The 20,266-nt window shown below is 70.8% G+C and carries 21 protein-coding genes; 19 read left to right on the top strand and 2 right to left on the bottom strand.

The window, feature by feature from the left end; translation table 11 throughout:
- Window positions 1-342 precede the first annotated feature (342 nt).
- Together ACFC79_RS24425 and ACFC79_RS24430 are read left to right on the top strand one after the other, a co-directional pair.
- On the top strand, window positions 343-978 hold the full coding sequence (locus ACFC79_RS24425) for a vitamin K epoxide reductase family protein (RefSeq protein ID WP_376243542.1): 636 nt from the start codon (window positions 343-345) through the stop codon (window positions 976-978).
- Between the two features lie 75 nt (window positions 979-1,053).
- Window positions 1,054-2,436, top strand: coding sequence for a replication-associated recombination protein A (locus ACFC79_RS24430; RefSeq protein ID WP_376243545.1), 1,383 nt, complete (start codon window positions 1,054-1,056; stop codon window positions 2,434-2,436).
- Between the two features lie 42 nt (window positions 2,437-2,478).
- Here ACFC79_RS24430 and ACFC79_RS24435 read toward each other — a convergent pair whose 3' ends face one another.
- Window positions 2,479-3,180 carry a DUF2470 domain-containing protein gene (locus ACFC79_RS24435; protein WP_376243548.1) on the bottom strand — a complete coding sequence of 234 codons (702 nt, stop codon included), beginning with the start codon at window positions 3,178-3,180 and terminating at the stop codon, window positions 2,479-2,481.
- A gap of 188 nt (window positions 3,181-3,368) precedes the next feature.
- On the opposite strand from ACFC79_RS24435, the gene rpsD reads away from it, so the two are divergent.
- From rpsD to nusB, 15 genes are all read left to right on the top strand, one after another.
- The gene (gene rpsD / locus ACFC79_RS24440; RefSeq protein ID WP_376243551.1) at window positions 3,369-3,983 is read left to right on the top strand and encodes a 30S ribosomal protein S4; all 615 of its coding nucleotides are present in this window, start codon (window positions 3,369-3,371) and stop codon (window positions 3,981-3,983) included.
- A 350-nt stretch (window positions 3,984-4,333) separates the two neighbouring features.
- Window positions 4,334-4,783: a DUF948 domain-containing protein gene (locus ACFC79_RS24445; protein ID WP_376243553.1), complete on the top strand. Its 450-nt coding sequence runs from the start codon at window positions 4,334-4,336 to the stop codon at window positions 4,781-4,783.
- A gap of 7 nt (window positions 4,784-4,790) precedes the next feature.
- On the top strand, window positions 4,791-5,153 hold the full coding sequence (locus ACFC79_RS24450) for a DUF6167 family protein (RefSeq protein WP_376243555.1): 363 nt from the start codon (window positions 4,791-4,793) through the stop codon (window positions 5,151-5,153).
- Window positions 5,153-7,822: an alanine--tRNA ligase gene (gene alaS, locus ACFC79_RS24455; protein ID WP_376243558.1), complete on the top strand. Its 2,670-nt coding sequence runs from the start codon at window positions 5,153-5,155 to the stop codon at window positions 7,820-7,822. The genes ACFC79_RS24450 and alaS overlap by 1 nt, the downstream gene beginning before the upstream one ends.
- Window positions 7,819-8,304 carry a Holliday junction resolvase RuvX gene (gene ruvX, locus ACFC79_RS24460; RefSeq protein WP_376243561.1) on the top strand — a complete coding sequence of 162 codons (486 nt, stop codon included), beginning with the start codon at window positions 7,819-7,821 and terminating at the stop codon, window positions 8,302-8,304. Before alaS ends, ruvX begins: the two co-directional genes overlap by 4 nt.
- Window positions 8,305-8,399: 95 nt before the next feature.
- Window positions 8,400-10,229, top strand: coding sequence for an endolytic transglycosylase MltG (gene mltG, locus ACFC79_RS24465; protein ID WP_376243564.1), 1,830 nt, complete (start codon window positions 8,400-8,402; stop codon window positions 10,227-10,229).
- The gene (locus tag ACFC79_RS24470; protein WP_376243567.1) at window positions 10,216-11,052 is read left to right on the top strand and encodes a shikimate dehydrogenase; all 837 of its coding nucleotides are present in this window, start codon (window positions 10,216-10,218) and stop codon (window positions 11,050-11,052) included. The genes mltG and ACFC79_RS24470 overlap by 14 nt, the downstream gene beginning before the upstream one ends.
- Window positions 11,053-11,200: 148 nt before the next feature.
- On the top strand, window positions 11,201-12,385 hold the full coding sequence (gene aroC, locus ACFC79_RS24475; protein ID WP_376243569.1) for a chorismate synthase: 1,185 nt from the start codon (window positions 11,201-11,203) through the stop codon (window positions 12,383-12,385).
- A complete protein-coding gene (locus ACFC79_RS24480) occupies window positions 12,382-12,936 on the top strand; it encodes a shikimate kinase (RefSeq protein ID WP_376243571.1) in 555 nt (184 codons plus the stop codon). Before aroC ends, ACFC79_RS24480 begins: the two co-directional genes overlap by 4 nt.
- Window positions 12,933-14,027, top strand: coding sequence for a 3-dehydroquinate synthase (aroB, locus tag ACFC79_RS24485; RefSeq protein ID WP_376243574.1), 1,095 nt, complete (start codon window positions 12,933-12,935; stop codon window positions 14,025-14,027). The genes ACFC79_RS24480 and aroB overlap by 4 nt, the downstream gene beginning before the upstream one ends.
- On the top strand, window positions 14,024-14,464 hold the full coding sequence (gene aroQ / locus ACFC79_RS24490; protein ID WP_376243577.1) for a type II 3-dehydroquinate dehydratase: 441 nt from the start codon (window positions 14,024-14,026) through the stop codon (window positions 14,462-14,464). The genes aroB and aroQ overlap by 4 nt, the downstream gene beginning before the upstream one ends.
- A gap of 138 nt (window positions 14,465-14,602) precedes the next feature.
- Entirely contained in the window at window positions 14,603-15,421 is an 819-nt protein-coding gene (locus ACFC79_RS24495) for a Pro-rich N-terminal domain-containing protein (protein WP_376243580.1), read from the top strand.
- Between the two features lie 104 nt (window positions 15,422-15,525).
- A complete protein-coding gene (locus ACFC79_RS24500; protein WP_376243583.1) occupies window positions 15,526-16,632 on the top strand; it encodes a M24 family metallopeptidase in 1,107 nt (368 codons plus the stop codon).
- Window positions 16,633-16,682: 50 nt separating this feature from the next.
- Window positions 16,683-17,249: an elongation factor P gene (efp, locus tag ACFC79_RS24505; RefSeq protein WP_376243586.1), complete on the top strand. Its 567-nt coding sequence runs from the start codon at window positions 16,683-16,685 to the stop codon at window positions 17,247-17,249.
- A 2-nt stretch (window positions 17,250-17,251) separates the two neighbouring features.
- The gene (nusB, locus tag ACFC79_RS24510; protein ID WP_376243589.1) at window positions 17,252-17,683 is read left to right on the top strand and encodes a transcription antitermination factor NusB; all 432 of its coding nucleotides are present in this window, start codon (window positions 17,252-17,254) and stop codon (window positions 17,681-17,683) included.
- Between the two features lie 183 nt (window positions 17,684-17,866).
- On the opposite strand, the gene bldD is transcribed toward nusB, so the two are convergent.
- Window positions 17,867-18,367 carry a transcriptional regulator BldD gene (gene bldD / locus ACFC79_RS24515; RefSeq protein WP_014157378.1) on the bottom strand — a complete coding sequence of 167 codons (501 nt, stop codon included), beginning with the start codon at window positions 18,365-18,367 and terminating at the stop codon, window positions 17,867-17,869.
- 220 nt (window positions 18,368-18,587) lie between these two features.
- Here bldD and pyrR point away from each other — a divergent pair, with 220 nt between their 5' ends.
- On the top strand, window positions 18,588-19,172 hold the full coding sequence (gene pyrR / locus ACFC79_RS24520) for a bifunctional pyr operon transcriptional regulator/uracil phosphoribosyltransferase PyrR (protein WP_376243591.1): 585 nt from the start codon (window positions 18,588-18,590) through the stop codon (window positions 19,170-19,172).
- Window positions 19,173-19,264: 92 nt separating this feature from the next.
- Complete coding sequence (locus ACFC79_RS24525; RefSeq protein WP_376243594.1) at window positions 19,265-20,266, top strand: aspartate carbamoyltransferase catalytic subunit; 1,002 nt, start codon at window positions 19,265-19,267, stop codon at window positions 20,264-20,266.

Genomic DNA, 20,266 nt, shown 5'->3' on the forward strand with positions numbered 1-20,266 from the left:
CAGGGGTGTCGCCCTCGTACACGTCGTCAACATGAAGAGTGAAGAATCGCCCTGTCGGATGATTCTGCCGCGACCGCCAATGGCATGGGCGGAAGCCTGATCCGGGGCCGGTATCGAGGGTGCGTCCCTCCCGTCGCCGGATCCGTTCCCGGCGGCCTTCGCAGGTCGCGCGCCTCGACCGGACGTTGTGCCATGTTCCCGGACAACTCGCGTGCCCTCGCGTTCCCACCCGGTCGCGCACACGATTCCGTGCACGCCTTTATGTTCATCGAACGGAAGAGCGGCATTGTCGTGCGGCACAATGACCGTGCCCCGCAGGCCACTCACTGATGGAACGGCGATATGACGACTGCAGCGGTTGACCATCCCTCCTCCGATCAGGACGAGGGCGACGGGAAGAGGACCATCGGCGGCAGCCGGGCGTTCGCTCTGCTGCTGGTGATCACGGGCGCCGCCGGGCTCTTTGCCGCCTGGATCATCACCATCGACAAGTTCAAGCTGCTGGAGGACCCGGGCTTCACGCCGGGTTGCAGTCTCAACCCGGTCGTCGCCTGCGGAAACATCATGAAGAGCGAGCAGGCGGCGGCCTTCGGCTTCCCGAACCCGATGCTCGGCCTGGCCACCTACTCCGTGATCATCGGCATCGGTCTGGCGCTGCTCGCCGGTGCCCGCTTCCGTACCTGGTACTGGCTCGGCATGAACGCCGGCACGTTGTTCGGCGTCGGATTCTGCACCTGGCTCCAGTACCAGTCGCTGTACAACATCAACTCGCTCTGCCTGTGGTGCTGCCTGGCCTGGGTCGCCACGATCGTCATGTTCTGCTACGTCACCAAGCACAACATCGAGCACCGGATCATCCCCGCGCCGAACTGGCTGCGCAGTGGCCTCACCGAGTTCCACTGGGTGCCGCCGGTCCTGTGGGTCGGCATCATCGGCATGCTGGTCCTGACCCGCTGGTGGGACTTCTGGACCAGCTGACGGGGCCCGGCCGCCGCCCCCTGCGGGGCGGTCGGGCCGGCGGGGCTGTCAGTGCCGTGACATAGGCTTCGAGACGTGGAGCCCGACCTCTTTACCGCAGCAGCCGAAGACCGCCAGGAGAACGACCCGTCCAGCAGCCCTCTCGCTGTCCGGATGCGTCCCCGTACTCTCGACGAGGTCGTCGGTCAGCAGCATCTGCTCAAGCCGGGCTCCCCGCTGCGCCGCCTCGTCGACGAACGGAGCGGCGGACCCGCGGGCCCGTCGTCCGTGCTCCTGTGGGGCCCGCCCGGGATCGGGAAGACGACGCTGGCGTACGTGGTCAGCAAGGCGACCAACAAGCGTTTTGTCGAGCTCTCCGCGATCACCGCCGGTGTCAAGGAGGTGCGGGCCGTCATCGAGGGCGCCCGTCGGGCCACCGGGGGCTATGGCAAGGAGACCGTCCTCTTCCTCGACGAGATCCACCGCTTCTCCAAGGCCCAGCAGGACTCCCTGCTCCCGGCCGTCGAGAACCGCTGGGTGACGCTGATCGCCGCGACCACGGAGAACCCCTACTTCTCGGTCATCTCGCCGCTGCTGTCGCGCTCGCTGCTGCTCACCCTCGAACCGCTCACGGACGAGGACCTGCGCGGTCTGCTGGCGCGCGCCCTGGCCGACGAGCGCGGACTCGGCGGTGCCGTGGCGCTGCCGCAGGACGCCGAGGCCCATCTGCTGCGCATCGCGGGCGGCGACGCCCGCCGGGCGCTCACCGCGCTGGAGGCCGCGGCCGGAGCGGCGCTGGCCAAACAGGAGAAGGAGATCACCCTCCAGACCCTGGAGGAGACCGTCGACCGCGCAGCCGTGAAGTACGACCGCGACGGCGACCAGCACTACGACGTGGCGAGCGCGCTCATCAAGTCGATCCGCGGCTCCGACGTCGACGCCGCGCTGCACTACCTGGCCCGGATGATCGAGGCGGGGGAGGACCCCCGGTTCATCGCCCGACGGCTGATGATCTCGGCCAGCGAGGACATCGGCCTGGCCGACCCGACGGCGTTGCCCACCGCGGTCGCGGCCGCCCAGGCGGTCGCCATGATCGGGTTCCCGGAGGCGGCGCTCACCCTGAGCCACGCCACGATCGCCCTGGCCCTGGCCCCCAAGTCCAACGCCGCGACGCTGGCCATCTTCGCCGCCCAGGAGGACGTGCGGAAGGGGCTGGCGGGCCCCGTCCCGGCCCATCTGCGCGACGGCCACTACAAGGGGGCCGCCAAGCTGGGCCACGCCCAGGGCTATGTGTACCCGCACGACGTCCCCGGCGGCATCGCCAGCCAGCAGTACGCCCCGGACGCCGTCCGCGACAGGCACTACTACCGCCCCACGCGCTACGGCGCCGAGGCGCGTTACGCCGACGTGGTGGAGCGGGTCCGCGAGCGGCTCGGCCGGACCGGTCCCGCCGACGGGGCGGCCCCGGCCGGCGACTGAGGAACGCGCGAGCGGCCGGCGCCCCGAACCACCGCGCCGTCCTCAGCGCACCGCCGCCTCGAAGAGCGTGTGCATGGCGTGGCGCAGACCGGTGATGTCCCGCACCGGATCGGGAAACTCGAAGCGGGCGTCGAAGCAGCGGTGACGGTCCTCGCGGACGCGCACCCGCAGCCCGAACCGGTCGAGTGCCAACGGCACGACGGAGGGCCGGTGCGCCGCGCAGCGGCGGGCCGCCCGTTCTCCCAGCAGTGCACACAGCATGTCCAACTGCTCACCATGGCCCGCGTGCAGGTGCTGGAGCAGTTCCGTCTCGTGGACCACGAACGGATCGGGCGCCGCGTCCCGGAAGTCCTCGGGATCGACCGCTTCGGCGCCCCACAGGTCTTCGACGTGGAGCTCGTCCGTCTCCAGCCGCAGCGTCATCCGGCCCGGCCCCGACAGGCCCGGTACGGTGGTGAGCCACCCCGAGATCCGCGCCCGGCCGCGGATGCGGTGCGGCACGGAGACCGGGGCGACGTCCGTGATCTCCAGCACGGCGGCCAGTTCGTCGGCCTCGGCGTGTGCCGCCGCCCGTACGACGGGGGAGTCGGCGGGCAGTTCGACGAACAGGTCGCCGTCGGGCCCCACGCTCCTGGAGGTCGGCACGAGCCGGTCCCATCCGGACGCGGGCAGCCCGGGCACGAGCAGTACCGACGAGCAGGTACTCTGTACGAGAGTTCGTGTGCGCTCGGCTGCTGACGGCATCCGAGTGGTTTCAAGCCCGCTGGGACGCGGCTGACCACGATCTGATCGGTCCTCCGTCGTATCGGCACCCCATGAGGTGTCGACACTGTCTGTGCTGTCCGTGATGTGACTGGTGTTCCCCGGGCGAGACATGCGATCTCCTCAATTAAGGTGAGCCTAACCTAACCTATTTCGGAGGTCTGGAGAACGTGCCTAACCAGTCGCGTCCCAAGGTCAAGAAGAGCCGCGCGCTCGGCATCGCGCTGACGCCGAAGGCCGTCAAGTACTTCGAGGCCCGCCCCTACCCGCCGGGCGAGCACGGCCGTGGCCGCAAGCAGAACTCGGACTACAAGGTCCGTCTGCTGGAGAAGCAGCGGCTGCGTGCCCAGTACGACATCAGCGAGCGCCAGATGGCGCGTGCCTACGACCGCGCCAAGAAGGCCGAGGGCAAGACGGGCGAGGCGCTCGTCGTCGAGCTGGAGCGCCGTCTCGACGCCCTGGTGCTGCGTTCGGGCATCGCCCGCACCATCTACCAGGCCCGTCAGATGGTCGTGCACGGTCACATCGAGGTCGACGGCCGCAAGGTCGACAAGCCGTCCTACCGCGTCCGTCCCGACCAGGTCGTGACGGTCCGCGAGCGCAGCCGCGAGAAGCACCCCTTCCAGGTGGCCCGCGAGGGTGGTTACGCCACCGACGGCGAGACCCCGCGCTACCTGCAGGTGAACCTGAAGGCCCTGGCCTTCCGCCTTGACCGGGACCCGAACCGCAAGGAAATCCCCGTCATCTGCGACGAGCAGCTCGTCGTCGAGTACTACGCCCGCTGATCCAGGCGTAGCCGTACTCATCAGCACCCGGGCCCGCCCGTCCTCCATTCGGGGGAGGGGCGGGCCCGGGTGTTCTGTCGGTCCCGGCCGCACGGAGGAAACGGGGTATCGCGCGAAACGCACGGAGTGCCTGCGCGGATGCACTCCGTGCGATCGCCTCGTGGTGTTCCGCCCGCGCCCGCCGGTAATGCGGTTCGGGGCGCGACCACCGGCGCGATAGGCTCGGGAGACGACGAATCGCTGCCGCAGCAGCGGCTGTCGGACCGAGCGGAAGCAGACCGGGGCAGTCACGGAGACGGTCCCGGAACCAGCGACTAGCCAGAAAGCGGTGAACAGTGTCCGGTGGAGAGGTGGCCGGGATGCTGGTGGCCGTCTTCTGGGCGATTCTGGTCTCGTTCCTCGCCGTCGTCCTGGTGAGGCTGGCCCAGACGCTCAGGGCGACCACCAAACTCGTGGCGGACGTGACCGAACAGGCCGTCCCGCTGCTCGCCGACGCCTCCGCGACCGTGCGCTCCGCGCAGACCCAGCTCGACCGGGTCGACGCGATCGCGACGGACGTCCAGGAGGTCACCTCCAACGCCTCGGCGCTCTCCACGACCGTCGCCTCGACCTTCGGCGGACCGCTCGTCAAGGTCGCCGCGTTCGGGTACGGGGTCCGGCAGGCCATCGGCCGCCGGTCCGGTGCCGAGCCGGAGGCCGATCGCCGGTCGACCCGCCGCACGGTGGTCGTCGGCCGGACCCTGCCGCCCATGCGCGGCGCGAGGCGCAGCGGCAGAAAAACCCGCGGATCGAAGGACTGACGCAGCGATGTTCCGCCGTACGTTCTGGTTCACCGCCGGCGCCGCCGCCGGTGTCTGGGCCACCACCAAGGTCAACCGCAAGCTCCGGCAGCTGACCCCCGAGAGCCTCGCGGCACAGGCCGCCGACCGGGCGATCGAGACCGGTCACAAGCTGAAGGACTTCGCCCTGGACGTCCGTGAGTCCATGGTCCGGCGCGAGGCCGAACTGGGCGAGGCGCTGGGGCTGGAAGCATCGGCCGATCCCGATCTCCCCGTGCAGCGCCACTTCGTCGTCGAGGCGGCCGAGCCCGTAGGACCCGACAGGTCCCTCGAAGCCGCCGACCGCCGCACCCTCCCCTACCACTCGTACAACCGGAATGAGGACCACTGATGGAGTCGGCTGAAATTCGTCGCCGCTGGCTGAGCTTCTTCGAGGAGCGCGGTCACACCGTCGTCCCTTCGGCGTCGCTCATCGCGGACGACCCGACTCTGCTGCTGGTTCCCGCGGGCATGGTGCCCTTCAAGCCGTACTTCCTCGGCGAGGTCAAGCCGCCCGCCCCGCGTGTCACCAGCGTGCAGAAGTGCGTCCGCACGCCGGACATCGAGGAGGTCGGCAAGACCACCCGGCACGGCACGTTCTTCCAGATGTGCGGCAACTTCTCCTTCGGGGACTACTTCAAGGAGGGCGCCATCACGCTCGCCTGGGAGCTGCTCACCAGCTCCGTGGCGGACGGCGGCTATGGTCTCGACCCCGAGCGGCTGTGGATCACGGTCTACCTCGACGACGACGAGGCCGAGCAGATCTGGCGCGACAAGATCGGCGTACCGGCCGAGCGCATCCAGCGCCTGGGCAAGAAGGACAACTTCTGGTCCATGGGCGTCCCCGGCCCCTGCGGACCCTGCTCCGAGATCAACTACGACCGCGGCCCCGAATTCGGCGTCGAGGGCGGCCCGGCCGTCAACGACGAGCGCTATGTGGAGATCTGGAACCTGGTCTTCATGCAGTTTGAGCGCGGCGCGGGTGACGGCAAGGAGGACTTCCCGATCCTCGGGGACCTGCCGTCGAAGAACATCGACACGGGTCTCGGCCTGGAACGCCTCGCCATGATCCTGCAGGGCGTGCCGAACATGTACGAGACCGACACCCTGCGCGTCGTCATGGACCGGGCGACCGAGCTCACCGGCGTCCGCTACGGCGCCGAGCACGGTTCGGACGTCTCGCTCCGGGTGGTCGCCGACCACATCCGCACCTCCGTGATGCTCATCGGCGACGGCGTGACGCCGGGCAACGAGGGCCGAGGCTACGTACTGCGCCGCATCATGCGCCGCGCCATCCGCAACATGCGGCTGCTGGGCGCCACCGGACCGGTCGTCAAGGACCTCGTCGACGTCGTGGTCGACACGATGGGGCAGCAATACCCGGAACTGGTCACCGACCGCAAGCGCATCGAGACCGTGGCCCTCGCCGAGGAGGCAGCCTTCCTCAAGGCCCTCAAGGGCGGGACCAACATCCTCGACACCGCCGTCACCGAGACCAAGGCCGCCGGCGGCAAGGTCCTCCCCGGCGACAAGGCGTTCCTGCTCCACGACACCTGGGGCTTCCCGATCGACCTCACCCTGGAGATGGCCGCCGAGCAGGGCCTGTCCGTGGACGAGGACGGCTTCCGCCGCCTCATGAAGGAACAGCGGGATCGGGCCAAGGCCGACGCGAGGGCCAAGAAGACCGGCCACGCCGACCTGTCCGCCTACCGCGAGGTCGCGGACAACTCCGGTGCCACCGAGTTCACCGGCTACACGACCACCGAGGGCGAGTCGACGATCGTCGGCCTGCTCGTCGACGGCGTGCCCTCGCCCGCCGCCTCCGAGGGCGACGAGATCGAGGTCGTCCTGGACCGCACGCCGTTCTACGCCGAGGGCGGTGGCCAGCTCGCCGACCAGGGCCGGATCCGGCTCGACAGCGGCGCCGTCATCCAGGTCCGCGACGTCCAGCGGCCCGTCCCCGGCGTCTTCGTGCACAAGGGCTCGGTCCAGGTCGGCGAGGTGACCGTGGGCGCCTCCGCCTACACCGCCATCGACACCACCCGCCGCCGCGCCATCGCCCGCGCCCACAGCGCCACGCACCTCACGCACCAGGCGCTGCGCGACGCCCTGGGCCCGACGGCCGCCCAGGCCGGTTCGGAGAACTCGCCCGGCCGCTTCCGCTTCGACTTCGGCTCGCCCGCCGCCGTTCCCGGCACGGTGCTCACCGACGTCGAGCAGAAGATCAACGAGGTCCTCGGCCGCGAACTCGACGTCCACGCCGAGGTCATGCCGATCGCCGAGGCCAAGAAGCAGGGCGCCATCGCCGAGTTCGGGGAGAAGTACGGCGAGCAGGTCCGGGTCGTCACCATCGGCGACTTCTCCAAGGAGCTGTGCGGCGGTACGCACGTCCACAACACCGCCCAGCTCGGCCTGGTGAAGCTGCTCGGCGAGTCGTCCATCGGTTCCGGCGTGCGCCGCATCGAGGCTCTGGTCGGTGTCGACGCGTACAACTTCCTCGCCAGGGAGCACACGGTCGTCGCCCAGCTCCAGGAGCTGGTCAAGGGGCGTCCCGAGGAGCTTCCGGAGAAGATCGCCGGAATGCTCGGCAAGTTGAAGGACGCCGAGAAGGAGATCGAGAAGTTCCGCGCGGAGAAGGTTCTGCAGGCCGCCGCCGGTCTCGCCGAGTCGGCCAAGGACGTACGGGGCGTCGCCCTCGTCACCGGCCAGGTCCCGGACGGCACCTCGGCCGACGACCTGCGCAAGCTCGTCCTCGACGTCCGCGGACGCATCCAGGGCGGCCGCCCGGCCGTCGTGGCCCTGTTCAGCACGGCCAACGGCCGTCCGCTCACGGTCATCGCCACCAACGAGGCCGCCCGCGAGCGCGGTCTCAAGGCCGGTGACCTGGTCCGCACGGCGGCCAAGACCCTCGGCGGCGGTGGCGGCGGCAAGCCGGACGTCGCCCAGGGCGGCGGTCAGGACCCCGAGGCCGTCGGCTCCGCCATGGCCGCCGTCGAACGCCTCGTCACCGAGACGGCATGACAACGGAGTCGACCGGGATGCGCCGAGGCCGCAGACTCGCGATCGATGTCGGGGACGCCCGGATCGGGGTCGCCTCGTGCGACCCCGACGGGATCCTCGCCACGCCGGTGGAGACCGTTCCGGGACGTGACGTCCCGGCGGCCCACCGGCGCCTGGGGCAGATCGTCGAGGAGTACGAGCCGATCGAGATCATCATCGGTCTGCCGCGCTCCCTCGGCGGTGGCGAAGGACCCGCGGCGGCCAAGATCCGGGTCTTCGCCCAAGAGGTCGCCCGCTCGGTCGCACCCGTTCCGGTGCGCCTGGTGGACGAGAGAATGACCACGGTGACGGCCGGTCAGGGGCTGCGCGCCTCGGGTGTGAAGTCGAAGAAGGGCCGTTCCGTCATCGACCAGGCCGCCGCCGTGGTGATCCTCCAGAACGCCCTGGAGACCGAACGGGCGTCGGGCCGGCCTCCGGGTGAAGGCGTCGAGGTGGCTCCCTGATCGCGATACGGTAACGTTCCGCGCGATGCGGTGGCGTTCGAACAAGCGCCGCACAGCGAAGAGACGGAAGAGCGTCTCGCGGCTCTAGGGGATCGATGACTGAGTATGGCCGGGGCCCCGGCTCCGAACCGTGGCATCCCGAGGACCCCTTGTACGGGGACCAGGGATGGGGAGGACAGCAGCAGTCAGCCCACGGCCAGGGGCAGTACGGAGGCGGACAGCAGTCCTACCCCCAGGGCTCCTACCCTCAGGACCCGTACCAGCAGGCGCCCTACGCACAGCAGCAGCCGCAGGCCCAGGACCCGTACGCCCAGCATCCGCAGGCGCACGACCCGTACGCGCAGCAGCACTACCAGCAGCGGCCCGGATACCCGGACCCGCAGGATCCGTATGCGCAGCAGCAGCCCCGGGACCCGCACGCGCAACAACCCCAGCAACCCCCGTACGACAACGGCGGCTGGGACATGGGGCAGCAGACCGCGGGCATGGCCTCGTACGGGGGACAGCAGGGAGACCCGTACGGACAGCAGCCCGGCTACGGCGAGACCCCCGATCACTACGGCACACAGGACGCCTACCCGCCGCCGCAGCCTCCGGGCCGCCGCGGCAACACCCCCGCTCCGGAGCCGGGGAGGAACCCCGACTGGGATCCCGAGGTCCAGCCGGAGGAGACCCATCCGTTCTTCACCGGCGCCGACGAGCCGGACGACAGGGAGGGCCGCAAGGGCAAGGAGAGTCGCCGGGGCAGGGACGACCACGAGGACGAGGACGACGAGTTCGACGACGACCCGCCCGCATCGCGCCGGTCCGGGCGCGGCGGCAGCGAGCGCCGGGGCAAGGGCAAGAAGAAGAGCCGCAGCGGCTGTGCCTGCCTGGGTGTCGCGGTGGTCCTGGTCGGCGGTCTCGGCGGCGCCGCCTACTTCGGCTACTCGTTCTGGCAGGACAAGTTCGGCGCACCGCCGGACTACTCCGGAACGGGTACCGGTCAGGTCGAGGTCGAGATCGAGAAGAACGCCTACGGCTACGACATCGGCAACCTGCTGAAGCGGAAGGGCGTCGTCAAGAGCGTCGACGCGTTCGTCGCCGCGCAGAAGGAGAACCCCAAGGGGCAGCAGATCCAGGCCGGTGTGTATCTGCTGCACGAGAAGATGTCCGCGGCCGAGGCCATCAAGATGATGCTCGACCCGAAGAACCAGAACCTGCTGATCATTCCGGAGGGCGCCCGCAACGGCGCGGTCTACACGAAGATCGACAAGAGGCTGGGCGTCAAGGACGGAACGACCGCGGCCGTCGCCAAGGCGGAGGCGGACAAGCTCGGACTGCCGTCCTGGGCCAAGGGGCACAAGAAGCTCATGGACCCGCTGGAGGGCTTCCTCTATCCGGCGGGCTACCCCGTCACCAAGGGAATGAAGCCCGAGGCCGTCCTCAAGCAGATGGTCTCCCGGGCCAACGAGGAATACAACAAGGTCGACCTCGAGGCGAGCGCCGGCAAGATGGGCCTGGACGACCCCTGGCAGGTGATCACCGTCGCCAGCCTCGTCCAGGCCGAGGGGCTGACGCACGACGACTTCCGGAAGATGGCCGAGGTCGTCTACAACCGCCTCAAGGCGGACAATACGGCCACCAACCGCAAGCTCGAGTTCGACTCCGCGTTCAACTATCTGAAGAACCAGAGCGAGATCAAGATCCGGACGAACGAAATCCGGACCAACCCCCACCCGTACAACACCTATTACCACCCCGGTCTGCCGCCGGGGCCGATCAGCAACCCGGGTGCGGAGGCGCTGCGCGCGACGTTGAATCCGACCCATGACGGCTGGATGTTCTTCATCTCGCTCGACGGCAAGAAGACCGAGTTCACCAAGACGGTCGCCGACCACGAGAAGCTCAACAAGCAGTTCAAGGAAAAGCATGGCCTCCAGTAACGAGGCGCGGCGGGCGGCCGTCCTCGGCTCGCCCATCGCCCACTCGCTCTCCCCGGTCCTGCACCGGGCCGCCTACGCCGAGCTGGGTCTCACCCATTGGACGTACGACCGGTTCGAGGTCGACGAGGCGAGGCTTCCCGCGTTCGTCGAACAGCTCGACCGCACCTGGGCCGGGCTGTCGCTGACCATGCCGCTCAAGCGCGCGGTCATCCCGCTGCTGGACTCCATCAGCGAGACCGCCTCGTCGGTGGAGGCCGTGAACACGGTGGTCCTCACCGAGGACGGCCGACGGGTCGGCGACAACACCGATATTCCCGGCATGGTCGCCGCACTGCGCGAACGCGGTGTGGAGAAGACCGACTCCGCCGCCGTGCTCGGGGCCGGGGCGACCGCATCCTCGGCGCTCGCCGCGCTGTCCGGGATCTGCACCGGACCGGTCACGGCGTACGTCCGCAGCCGGGAGCGCGGCGACGAGATGCGTGGCTGGGGCGACCGCCTCGGCGTCGACGTCCGGATCTGCGACTGGGACGAGGCGGAACGGGCGCTGCACGCCCCCCTGGTCGTCGCCACCACTCCGGCCGGTGCCACCGACGCGCTGGCCGACGCCGTACCGGACCGGCCAGGCACCCTCTTCGACGTGCTCTACGAGCCCTGGCCGACGGGGCTGGCCGCTGCGTGGGAGGCCCGCAAGGGTGCAGTCATCGGAGGTCTCGACCTGCTGGTGCACCAGGCGGCGCTCCAGGTCGAGCAGATGACCGGCCGCGCGCCCGCCCCGCTCGCGGCCATGCGACAGGCCGGGGAGAAGGCACTCGCGGCCCGCTGACCCGCTCCCGGCCGGGGCCGGGAGCCGTCCGCCTGCTGGACCGGGGACCGGCCCATGCCCCCGGACGTGGGAGGATCGGGAGCGGCGGGCCAGGGCCGCGCACCCGGTCGCGCCGTCGCAGTTCCAGGCGCGAGCATGAGGAGCACCGTTGAGCAGGTTGCGCTGGCTGACCGCGGGGGAGTCGCACGGCCCCGCACTCGTGGCGACGCTGGAGGGTCTTCCCGCCGGTGTCCCGATCACCACGGAGATGGTGGCGGACGCGCTCGCGCGGCGGCGGCTCGGCTACGGCCGCGGTGCGCGGATGAAATTCGAGCGGGACGAGGTCACCTTTCTCGGCGGAGTGCGTCACGGCCTCACCATGGGTTCCCCGGTCGCCGTGATGGTGGGCAACACCGAGTGGCCCAAGTGGGAGCAGGTCATGGCGGCCGATCCGGTCGACCCCGAGGCGCTGGCCGAACTCGCCCGCAACGCCCCGCTGACCCGGCCGCGCCCCGGCCACGCGGACCTCGCCGGCATGCAGAAGTACGGCTTCGACGAGGCCCGGCCGATCCTGGAGCGCGCCAGCGCCCGGGAGACCGCGGCCCGGGTCGCGCTCGGCGCCGTGGCCCGGTCGTACCTCAAGGAGACCGTCGGCATCGAGATCGTCAGCCATGTCGTCGAGCTCGCCGCGGCCAAGGCGCCCCGCGGTGTCCTGCCGACGCCCGACGACGTGGAACGGCTGGACGCGGACCCGGTGCGCTGCCTGGACGCCGACGCGAGCGGGGCGATGGTCGCCGAGATCGACCAGGCCCACAAGGACGGCGACACCCTGGGCGGTGTGGTCGAGGTGCTGGCGTACGGGGTGCCGGTCGGCCTCGGCTCGCACGTCCACTGGGACCGCCGGCTCGACGCCCGGCTCGCCGCGGCGCTGATGGGCATTCAGGCGATCAAGGGTGTCGAGGTCGGGGACGGCTTCGACCTGGCCCGCGTCCCGGGCTCCGAGGCGCATGACGAGATCCTGGTCACCGAGGACGGCGTCAAGCGCGCCTCCGGCCGTTCCGGCGGCACCGAGGGCGGGCTCTCCACCGGCGAACTGCTGCGGGTCCGTGCCGCGATGAAGCCGATCGCGACGGTGCCGCGCGCGCTCGCCACCTTCGACGTCACCACCGGCGAACCCGCCAAGGCCCATCACCAGCGCTCCGATGTCTGTGCCGTTCCGGCCGCGGGCATCGTCGCCGAGGCGATGGTCGCGCTGGTCCTGGCCGACGCCGTCGCCGAGAAGTTCGGCGGCGACAGCGTCGCCGAGACCAGCCGCAACGTGCGGTCGTACCTCGACCACCTGCGGATCCGATGAGCGGCCCGCTGATCGTCCTCGTCGGACCGATGGGCGTCGGCAAGTCCACCATCGGGGAGCTGCTCGCCGACCGGCTCGGCACCACCTACCGGGACACCGACGCGGACATCGTCGCCACGGCCGGAAAGCCGATTGCGGAGATCTTCTACGACGACGGCGAGGAGCACTTCCGCGCGCTGGAGCGACAGGCCGTGCACACCGCCGTCGCCGAGCACACGGGAGTCCTCGCCCTCGGCGGCGGTGCCGTGCTCGACGACACGACGCGGGCGCTGCTCGCCGGGCGGCCCGTCGTCTACCTCTCGATGGAGGTGGAGGAGGCCGTCAGACGGGTCGGCCTGAACACCGCCCGTCCGCTGCTCGCCGTCAACCCGCGCCGCCAGTGGCGCGAGCTGATGGACGCCCGCCGTCACCTGTACACCGAGGTGGCCCGGGTGACCGTCGCCACCGACGAGCGCACGCCCGACGAGGTCGCCCAGGCGGTCCTCGACGCACTGGAACTGCCGGGGCGCACGGACGACCCCCTCGCCCCCGGCCGGGAGAACACACCATGACCGAGCAGGGACCCACCCGTATCCGGATCGCCGGAAGCGCGGGCACCGACCCGTACGACGTGCTGATCGGCCGACAGCTCCTGGGCGAGCTGCCCGCGCTCGTCGGCGACCGTGCCAAGCGCGTCGCGGTCCTGCACCCCGAGGCGCTCGCCGAGACCGGCGAGGCGGTCCGCCAGGACCTCGCCGCGCAGGGCTACGAGGCGATCGCGATCCAGCTGCCCAACGCGGAGGAGGCCAAGACCGCCGAGGTCGCGGCGTACTGCTGGAAGGCCCTCGGGCAGACGGGCTTCACCCGCACCGACGTCGTCGTCGGCGTCGGCGGCGGAGCCACCACCGATCTGGCGGGCTTCGTCGCCGCGACCTGGCTGCGCGGGGTGCGCTGGATCGCCGTGCCCACGACCGTGCTCGCCATGGTCGACGCCGCGGTCGGCGGCAAGACGGGCATCAACACCGCCGAGGGCAAGAACCTCGTCGGCGCCTTCCACCCGCCCGCGGGCGTCCTGTGCGACCTCGCCGCCCTGGACTCACTGCCCGTCCACGACTACGTGAGCGGCCTGGCCGAGATCATCAAGGCCGGCTTCATCTCCGACCCGGCGATCCTCGACCTCGTCGAGGCGGACCCGGCAGGCGCCCGCACCCCCGCCGGACCGCACACCGCCGAGCTGATCGAACGCGCCATCCGGGTCAAGGCCGAGGTCGTCTCCAGCGACCTCAAGGAGTCCGGGCTGCGCGAGATCCTCAACTACGGCCACACCCTGGCCCACGCCATCGAGAAGAACGAGCGCTACAAGTGGCGGCACGGCGCGGCCGTCTCGGTCGGCATGGTCTTCGCCGCCGAGCTCGGCCGACTGGCCGGACGCCTCGACGACGCCACCGCCGACCGGCACCGCGCCGTCCTGGAGTCTGTCGGGCTGCCGCTCACCTACCGCGGCGACCAGTGGCCCAAGCTGCTGGAGAACATGAAGGTCGACAAGAAGTCCCGCGGCGACCTGCTGCGCTTCATCGTCCTCGACGGCCTCGGCAAGCCCACCGTCCTGGAGGGCCCCGACCCCGCCGTGCTGCTCGCCGCCTACGGGGAGGTGTCGGCGTGACCCGCCGGGTACTCGTCCTCAACGGGCCGAACCTCGGCCGCCTCGGCTCCCGCGAACCCGATGTCTACGGTGCCACCTCCTACGCCGGACTCGTCGAGACCTGCCGGGCCCTCGGCGAGGAGATCGGCCTCGACGTCGACGTCCGGGAGACCAACGACGAGGGCGAGCTGATCCGTTGGCTCCACGAGGCCGCGGACGGTTCAATTCCGGTCGTTCTCAACCCGGGGGCGTTCACCCACTACTCGTACGGCATGCGGGACGCGGCGGCCCAGCGCACCGCTCCGCTGATCGAGGTGCACATCTCGAACCCGTACGCACGGGAGGAATTCCGCCACACCTCGGTGGTCGCGCCGGTCGCCACGGGAACCGTGGCCGGATTCGGTATCGGTTCCTACCGCCTGGCCCTGCGCGCCCTCGCGGACGAACTGAGCGACTGACGGGTCGGCGGCGCGGTCGCCGTATCGGCCGTCCGGGCACTGCGGACCGCCCCCGGCCGTTGTTCCTGCGGCGGCCGGGGACGATACGGTTGCCGTTCCACCAGCCCCAGTTGCCTGTACGAGACGGAGTGGCACCGGATGCAGCACGCAGTGGGGGCCCCGCTGCCGCCGCCCCAAGGCCCGGCGAGCGGTTCTGCCGACTGGACGCACCAGGCCCGGCACCCGGGCAATCCCGGTCCTCCGGGGCCGCCACCCGCCCCGCCGACGGCCCGGGGCTGGAGCGGACCCGCCCCGCAGCACGCCCCGGGACCTCCGCCCCGGGAGACCACCGGGCACGTCCGACTGCCGCCCGGCGGCCCCGTTCCGCTGCCCGCGCCGCCCGTCGAGCCCGGCACCGGGAGCACGACGCTCGCCGTCCTGCTGATCGGCCCCGCGGGTGCGGGCAAGACCACCGTGGCCCGGCTCTGGGCCAGCCGCCGCCGCGTCCCCACGGCCCACGTCAGCCTCGACGACGTCCGCGAATGGGTCTGTTCCGGCTTCGCCGACCCACAGGCCGGGTGGAACGACCACTCCGAGGCCCAGTACCGGCTCGCCCGCCGCACCTGCGGCTTCGCCGCCCGCAACTTCCTCGCCAACGGCATCTCCTGCATCCTGGACGACGCGGTCTTCCCGGACCGCCCGGTCGTCGGCCTGGGCGGCTGGAAGCGCCATGTCGGCCCCGGACTGCTGCCCGTCGTCCTGCTGCCCGGCCTGGAGATCGTGCTGGAGCGCAACGCCGCGCGCAGCGGCAACCGGCGTCTCTCGGACGAGGAGGTCGCCCGCATCCACGGCCGCATGGCCGGGTGGTACGGCTCGGGTCTGCCGATCATCGACAATTCGACGTACGACGTGGAGACCACCGCCCGGGTCCTCGACGACATACTCGCCCGTTCCATAGCCAGCCCGCCCAGCTGGTGAGCCCCGCGAGCGGCGCCCGAGGACCGGCGCGGCACCGGTCCGCGCGGGACCCGGTCGGATGCGTTGACCGAGCAGGCACGGCCCGACGCCCGTACGCTCGTGACATGTCAGACGTGTACGCCGTCCGTCGCGGACTGCTCCGCGACCGGTGCGCCGCCGTCGGATCCGCGGCCGCGCTGGTCTCCCGCCCCGCCAATGTCCGCTACCTCGCGGGAGGCGCTCCGCCCGGTGCCGTGCTGCTGCTCGGCCCCGGCGAGGACGTCCTGCTGCGCCCCCGCGACCCGGCCGGTGAGCCCGCGGACGGCCGGACCGACGACGCACTGCGGGTGGCGTCCCTGTCGGCGGCGGACGGCGACCCGGTGGTCGCCGCCGCCGATCTGGCCGCCGCGACGGGCGCGGATTCCCTGGCCGCCGAGGAACACCATCTGACGGTCGCCCGCCACCGCGCCATGGGCTCGGTCGCCCCGAAGCTCCGGCTGGCCGACCTCGGGCCCACCGTCGAGCAGCTCCGGGTCGTCAAGGACGAGGAGGAGATCGCCTGCCTGCGGATCGCCGCCGAGATCACCGACCAGGCCCTGGGCGAACTCCTCGAATCCATCCTGGTCGGCCGTACCGAGCGGCACCTCGCCCTGGAGCTGGAACGCCGGCTGGTGGACCACGGCGCCGACGGGCCGGCCTTCCCCACCTCCGTGGCCACCGGGCCGAACTCCGGTCAGGGGCGCCACCGCCCCACGGACCGGAGGGTGGAGGAAGGGGATTTCCTCTCCGTCTGCCTCGGCGCCAACTACCGCGGATACCGCTGCGAGATCGGCCGCACCTTCGTCATCGGGACCGCGCCCGCCGACTGGCAGATCGAGCTCTACGACCTCGTTTTCGCCGCTCAGCGGGCCGGGCGCGAGGCCCTCGCCCCCGGTGCCGCCTACCGCGACGTGGACCGCGCAGCCCGCTGCCTCCTGGACTCGGCGGGGCACGGCGGCGATCTCGCGCCATGGACCGGTCACGGTGTGGGACTGGAAATCGACGAGGACCCGCAGCTGGCACCTGCGGCCATGGGTAAACTGGACGCTTGTGTGCCGGTCACCGTCGAGCCGGGGGTCCACCTCCCGGGCCGGGGCGGGGTCCGGATCGATGACACGCTCGTCGTGCGCCCCGAGGCGGACGGCGGACCCGAGCTACTCACCATTACGACCAAGGAACTGCTCGCGCTCTAGCGCGCGTCCTCGGTCGTTCCACCAGCTTCAGTCCAGGAGATTCCGCAACCGTGGCTTCCACGAACGACCTCAAGAACGGCCTGGTGCTCAAGCTCGACGGAGGCCAGCTCTGGTCCGTCGTCGAGTTCCAGCACGTCAAGCCCGGCAAGGGCCCGGCCTTCGTGCGCACCAAGCTCAAGAACGTGCTCTCCGGCAAGGTCGTCGACAAGACGTTCAACGCCGGCGTCAAGGTCGAGACGGCCACTGTCGACAAGCGCGACATGCAGTTCTCGTACATGGACGGCGACTACTTCGTCTTCATGGACATGGAGACGTACGACCAGCTGCACATCGACCGCAAGGTCGTCGGCGACGCCGCGAACTTCCTCATCGAGGGCTTCGAGGCCACCGTCGCGCAGCACGAGGGCGAGGTGCTCTTCGTGGAGCTGCCGGCCGCCGTCGAGCTCACCATCCAGCACACCGACCCGGGCGTCCAGGGCGACCGCTCCACCGGCGGCAGCAAGCCCGCCACGCTGGAGACCGGCTACGAGATCGGTGTCCCGCTCTTCATCACCACGGGTGAGAAGATCAAGGTCGACACCCGCACCGGCGACTACCTCGGCCGGGTGAACAGCTAACCGTGGCTGCCCGCAACACGGCCCGCAAGCGAGCCTTCCAGATCCTCTTCGAGGCCGACCAGCGCGGCGCCTCCGTGCTGACGGTCCTCGCGGACTGGGTGCGCCACTCGCGGACCGACAGCCGCCAGCCGCCGGTCACCGAGTACACGATGGAGCTCGTCGAGGGGTACGCGCAGTACGCGGACCGCATCGAGGACCTCATCCGTACCTACTCGGTGGACTGGGAGATCGACCGCATGCCGGTGGTCGACCGGAACATCCTGCGGCTCGGCGCGTACGAGCTGATCTGGGTGGACGGGACCCCCGACGCTGTGGTGATCGACGAGGCGGTCCAGCTCGCCAAGGAGTTCTCCACCGACGACTCCCCGTCCTTCGTGAACGGGCTGCTGGCCCGCTTCAAGGACCTCAAGCCGAAGCTCCGCCGGGAACAGTAGCCCCTTTGGAGACGTACGGCAGTCGAAGAGCCCGCGGTCCGGCGACTGCGGGCTCTTCGACGTACGGGGCCGTGCGCGGACACCCGCGGCACGAGCACCCGTCGCACGGAAACGCCGTGCCGCCCCGGGCTCCCGGGAAGGGGGCCCGAGCCGGCACGGCGGCATGTTCTTCGGGGGAGGGGATCAGCCCTCGTCGTGGGCGACGGCGCGACGCGCGTCCGCGTCCAGCACACCCCAGCTGATCAGCTGTTCCGTCAGCACGGACGGCGACTGGTCGTAGATCACGGCCAGTGTGCGCAGGTCGTCCTGGCGGATCGAGAGCACCTTGCCGTTGTAGTCGCCGCGCTGGCTCTGGATCGTCGCGGCGTAGCGCTGCAACGGCCCGGCCTTCTCCGGCGGGACGTGGGCGAGGCGCTCCAGGTCCAGGACGAGCTTCGGCGGCGGCTCGGCGGCGCCGCCCGGCGTGGTGCCCGGCAGGAGCTCCTGCACCGGGACCCCGTAGAAGTCCGCGAGCTCGGCGAGGCGCTGCACGGTCACGGCACGGTCGCCGCGCTCGTACGAACCCACCACGACGGCCTTCCAGCGGCCCTGCGACTTCTCCTCCACGCCGTGGAGGGAGAGGCCCTGCTGGGTGCGGATGGCGCGGAGCTTGGCCCCGAGCTGTTTTGCGTATTCGCTGGACATAAGGCTCCCCGGACGCTGGAACATTCGCGGCTCCGCCGCGTTGCTGGTAACTCACTGTGAGGTTACGCAGCGTTACTTGGATGCGTCAAGCCGAATGGTTCGGACCGACACCTCCCGGGGGTGCGATCGGGGCCCGGCACAAGCCCTGCTACCGTGGATGACGCAAATTCGACGTCCTTTAAGGTCCGTCCCGTGAGGCGGAGAAGGAGGTCCGTTTCTTATGGACGCACAGCACGACGCCACCGGCAATGCGGCACGCCCCGTTCTGGAGGCTCCCGACATCGCCCGCGCACTGACCCGGATCGCCCACGAGATCGTCGAACGCGCCAAGGGCGCCGACGACGTGGTGCTCCTCGGCATCCCGACACGGGGTGTCTTCATCGCCCGTCGGCTCGCCGACAAACTCCAGGAGATCACCGGCCGGAAGATGCCGGTCGGGTCCCTCGACATCACCATGTACCGCGACGACCTGAGACTGCGCCCGGCGCGCACCCTGGCCCGCACCGAGATCCCCGGCGAGGGCATCGAGGGCCGCCTTGTCGTCCTGGTGGACGACGTCCTCTTCTCCGGCCGCACCATCCGCGCAGCGCTCGACGCGCTGGGCGACATCGGCAGGCCCCGCGCCGTCCAGCTCGCGGTCCTCGTCGACCGCGGTCACCGCGAACTCCCGATCCGCGCCGATTACGTCGGCAAGAACCTCCCCACGTCGCTGCGGGAGACGGTCAAGGTCCAGCTCGCCGAGGAGGACGGCCGCGACGCCGTGCTGCTCGGCGTCCAGCGGACCGCCCCCGCCGGCGAGCAGTAGCCACACTTCACCCGTACGGCGTACCCCGAGCCCGTACAGCGGCTTCCGCACGCCCGCATGCCTGAACCCTCCACCCTCCGGAGAACACCCAGATGAAGCGTCACCTCATCTCGGCCGCCGACCTCACCCGCGACGACGCCGTCCTGATCCTCGACACCGCCGAGGAGATGGCCCGGGTCGCCGACCGGCCGATCAAGAAGCTCCCCACCCTGCGCGGCCGTACCGTCGTCAACCTCTTCTTCGAGGACTCGACGCGCACCCGCATCTCCTTCGAGGCCGCCGCCAAGCGCCTGTCCGCCGACGTCATCAACTTCTCCGCGAAGGGCTCGTCCGTCTCCAAGGGCGAGTCGCTGAAGGACACCGCGCTGACCCTGGAGGCGATGGGTGCCGACGCCGTCGTCATCCGGCACGGCGCCTCCGGCGCCCCGTACCGGCTCGCCACCTCCGGCTGGATCGACGGCGCCGTCGTCAACGCCGGTGACGGCACCCACGAGCACCCCACCCAGGCCCTGCTCGACGCGTTCACCCTGCGCCGCCGCCTCGTCGGCGCCGACAGCGGGCTGGGCCGGGACCTCCAGGGGTGCCGGGTCACCGTCGTCGGCGACATCCTGCACAGCCGGGTCGCGCGCTCCGACGTTCACCTGCTGAACACGCTCGGCGCCCACGTCACCCTGGTGGCCCCGCCGACCCTCGTCCCGATCGGCGTCGAGCAGTGGCCGTGCGACGTGAGCTACGGCCTCGACGAGGTGCTGCCGAAGTCCGACGCGGTGATGATGCTGCGTGTGCAGCGCGAACGGATGAACGCCGCGTACTTCCCGACCGAGCGCGAGTACACCCGCCGTTACGGCCTGAACGCCGACCGCATGGCGAAGATGCCCGAACACGCCGTCGTCATGCACCCCGGCCCGATGGTCCGCGGCATGGAGATCACCGCCGAGGTCGCCGACTCCGACCGGTGCACGGCCGTCGAGCAGGTCGCCAACGGCGTCTCCATCCGCATGGCCGTCCTGTACCTGCTGCTGGGCGGCGCGGAGCCCGCCGCGCAGGCCCAGCCGTCGCCCGCCACCCCGTCCCGTACCGAGGAGAACCAGTAA

Source organism: Streptomyces sp. NPDC056061 (genome assembly GCF_042266885.1).
Taxonomy (GTDB): Bacteria; Actinomycetota; Actinomycetes; order Streptomycetales; family Streptomycetaceae; genus Streptomyces.

Excerpts from the sequence above, each read along its gene's own strand:
- ACFC79_RS24435 (WP_376243548.1), bottom strand. The coding sequence starts at position 3,180 with ATGCCGTCAGCAGCCGAGCGCACACGAACTCTCGTACAGAGTACCTGC.
- ACFC79_RS24495 (WP_376243580.1), top strand. The coding sequence starts at position 14,603 with ATGCAGCACGCAGTGGGGGCCCCGCTGCCGCCGCCCCAAGGCCCGGCG.
- mltG (WP_376243564.1), top strand. The coding sequence starts at position 8,400 with ATGACTGAGTATGGCCGGGGCCCCGGCTCCGAACCGTGGCATCCCGAG.
- ruvX (WP_376243561.1), top strand. The coding sequence starts at position 7,819 with ATGACAACGGAGTCGACCGGGATGCGCCGAGGCCGCAGACTCGCGATC.
- alaS (WP_376243558.1), top strand. The coding sequence starts at position 5,153 with ATGGAGTCGGCTGAAATTCGTCGCCGCTGGCTGAGCTTCTTCGAGGAG.
- pyrR (WP_376243591.1), top strand. The coding sequence starts at position 18,588 with ATGGACGCACAGCACGACGCCACCGGCAATGCGGCACGCCCCGTTCTG.
- ACFC79_RS24525 (WP_376243594.1), top strand. The coding sequence starts at position 19,265 with ATGAAGCGTCACCTCATCTCGGCCGCCGACCTCACCCGCGACGACGCC.
- ACFC79_RS24450 (WP_376243555.1), top strand. The coding sequence starts at position 4,791 with ATGTTCCGCCGTACGTTCTGGTTCACCGCCGGCGCCGCCGCCGGTGTC.
- ACFC79_RS24425 (WP_376243542.1), top strand. The coding sequence starts at position 343 with ATGACGACTGCAGCGGTTGACCATCCCTCCTCCGATCAGGACGAGGGC.
- ACFC79_RS24480 (WP_376243571.1), top strand. The coding sequence starts at position 12,382 with ATGAGCGGCCCGCTGATCGTCCTCGTCGGACCGATGGGCGTCGGCAAG.
- bldD (WP_014157378.1), bottom strand. The coding sequence starts at position 18,367 with ATGTCCAGCGAATACGCAAAACAGCTCGGGGCCAAGCTCCGCGCCATC.
- aroB (WP_376243574.1), top strand. The coding sequence starts at position 12,933 with ATGACCGAGCAGGGACCCACCCGTATCCGGATCGCCGGAAGCGCGGGC.
- ACFC79_RS24470 (WP_376243567.1), top strand. The coding sequence starts at position 10,216 with ATGGCCTCCAGTAACGAGGCGCGGCGGGCGGCCGTCCTCGGCTCGCCC.
- ACFC79_RS24500 (WP_376243583.1), top strand. The coding sequence starts at position 15,526 with ATGTCAGACGTGTACGCCGTCCGTCGCGGACTGCTCCGCGACCGGTGC.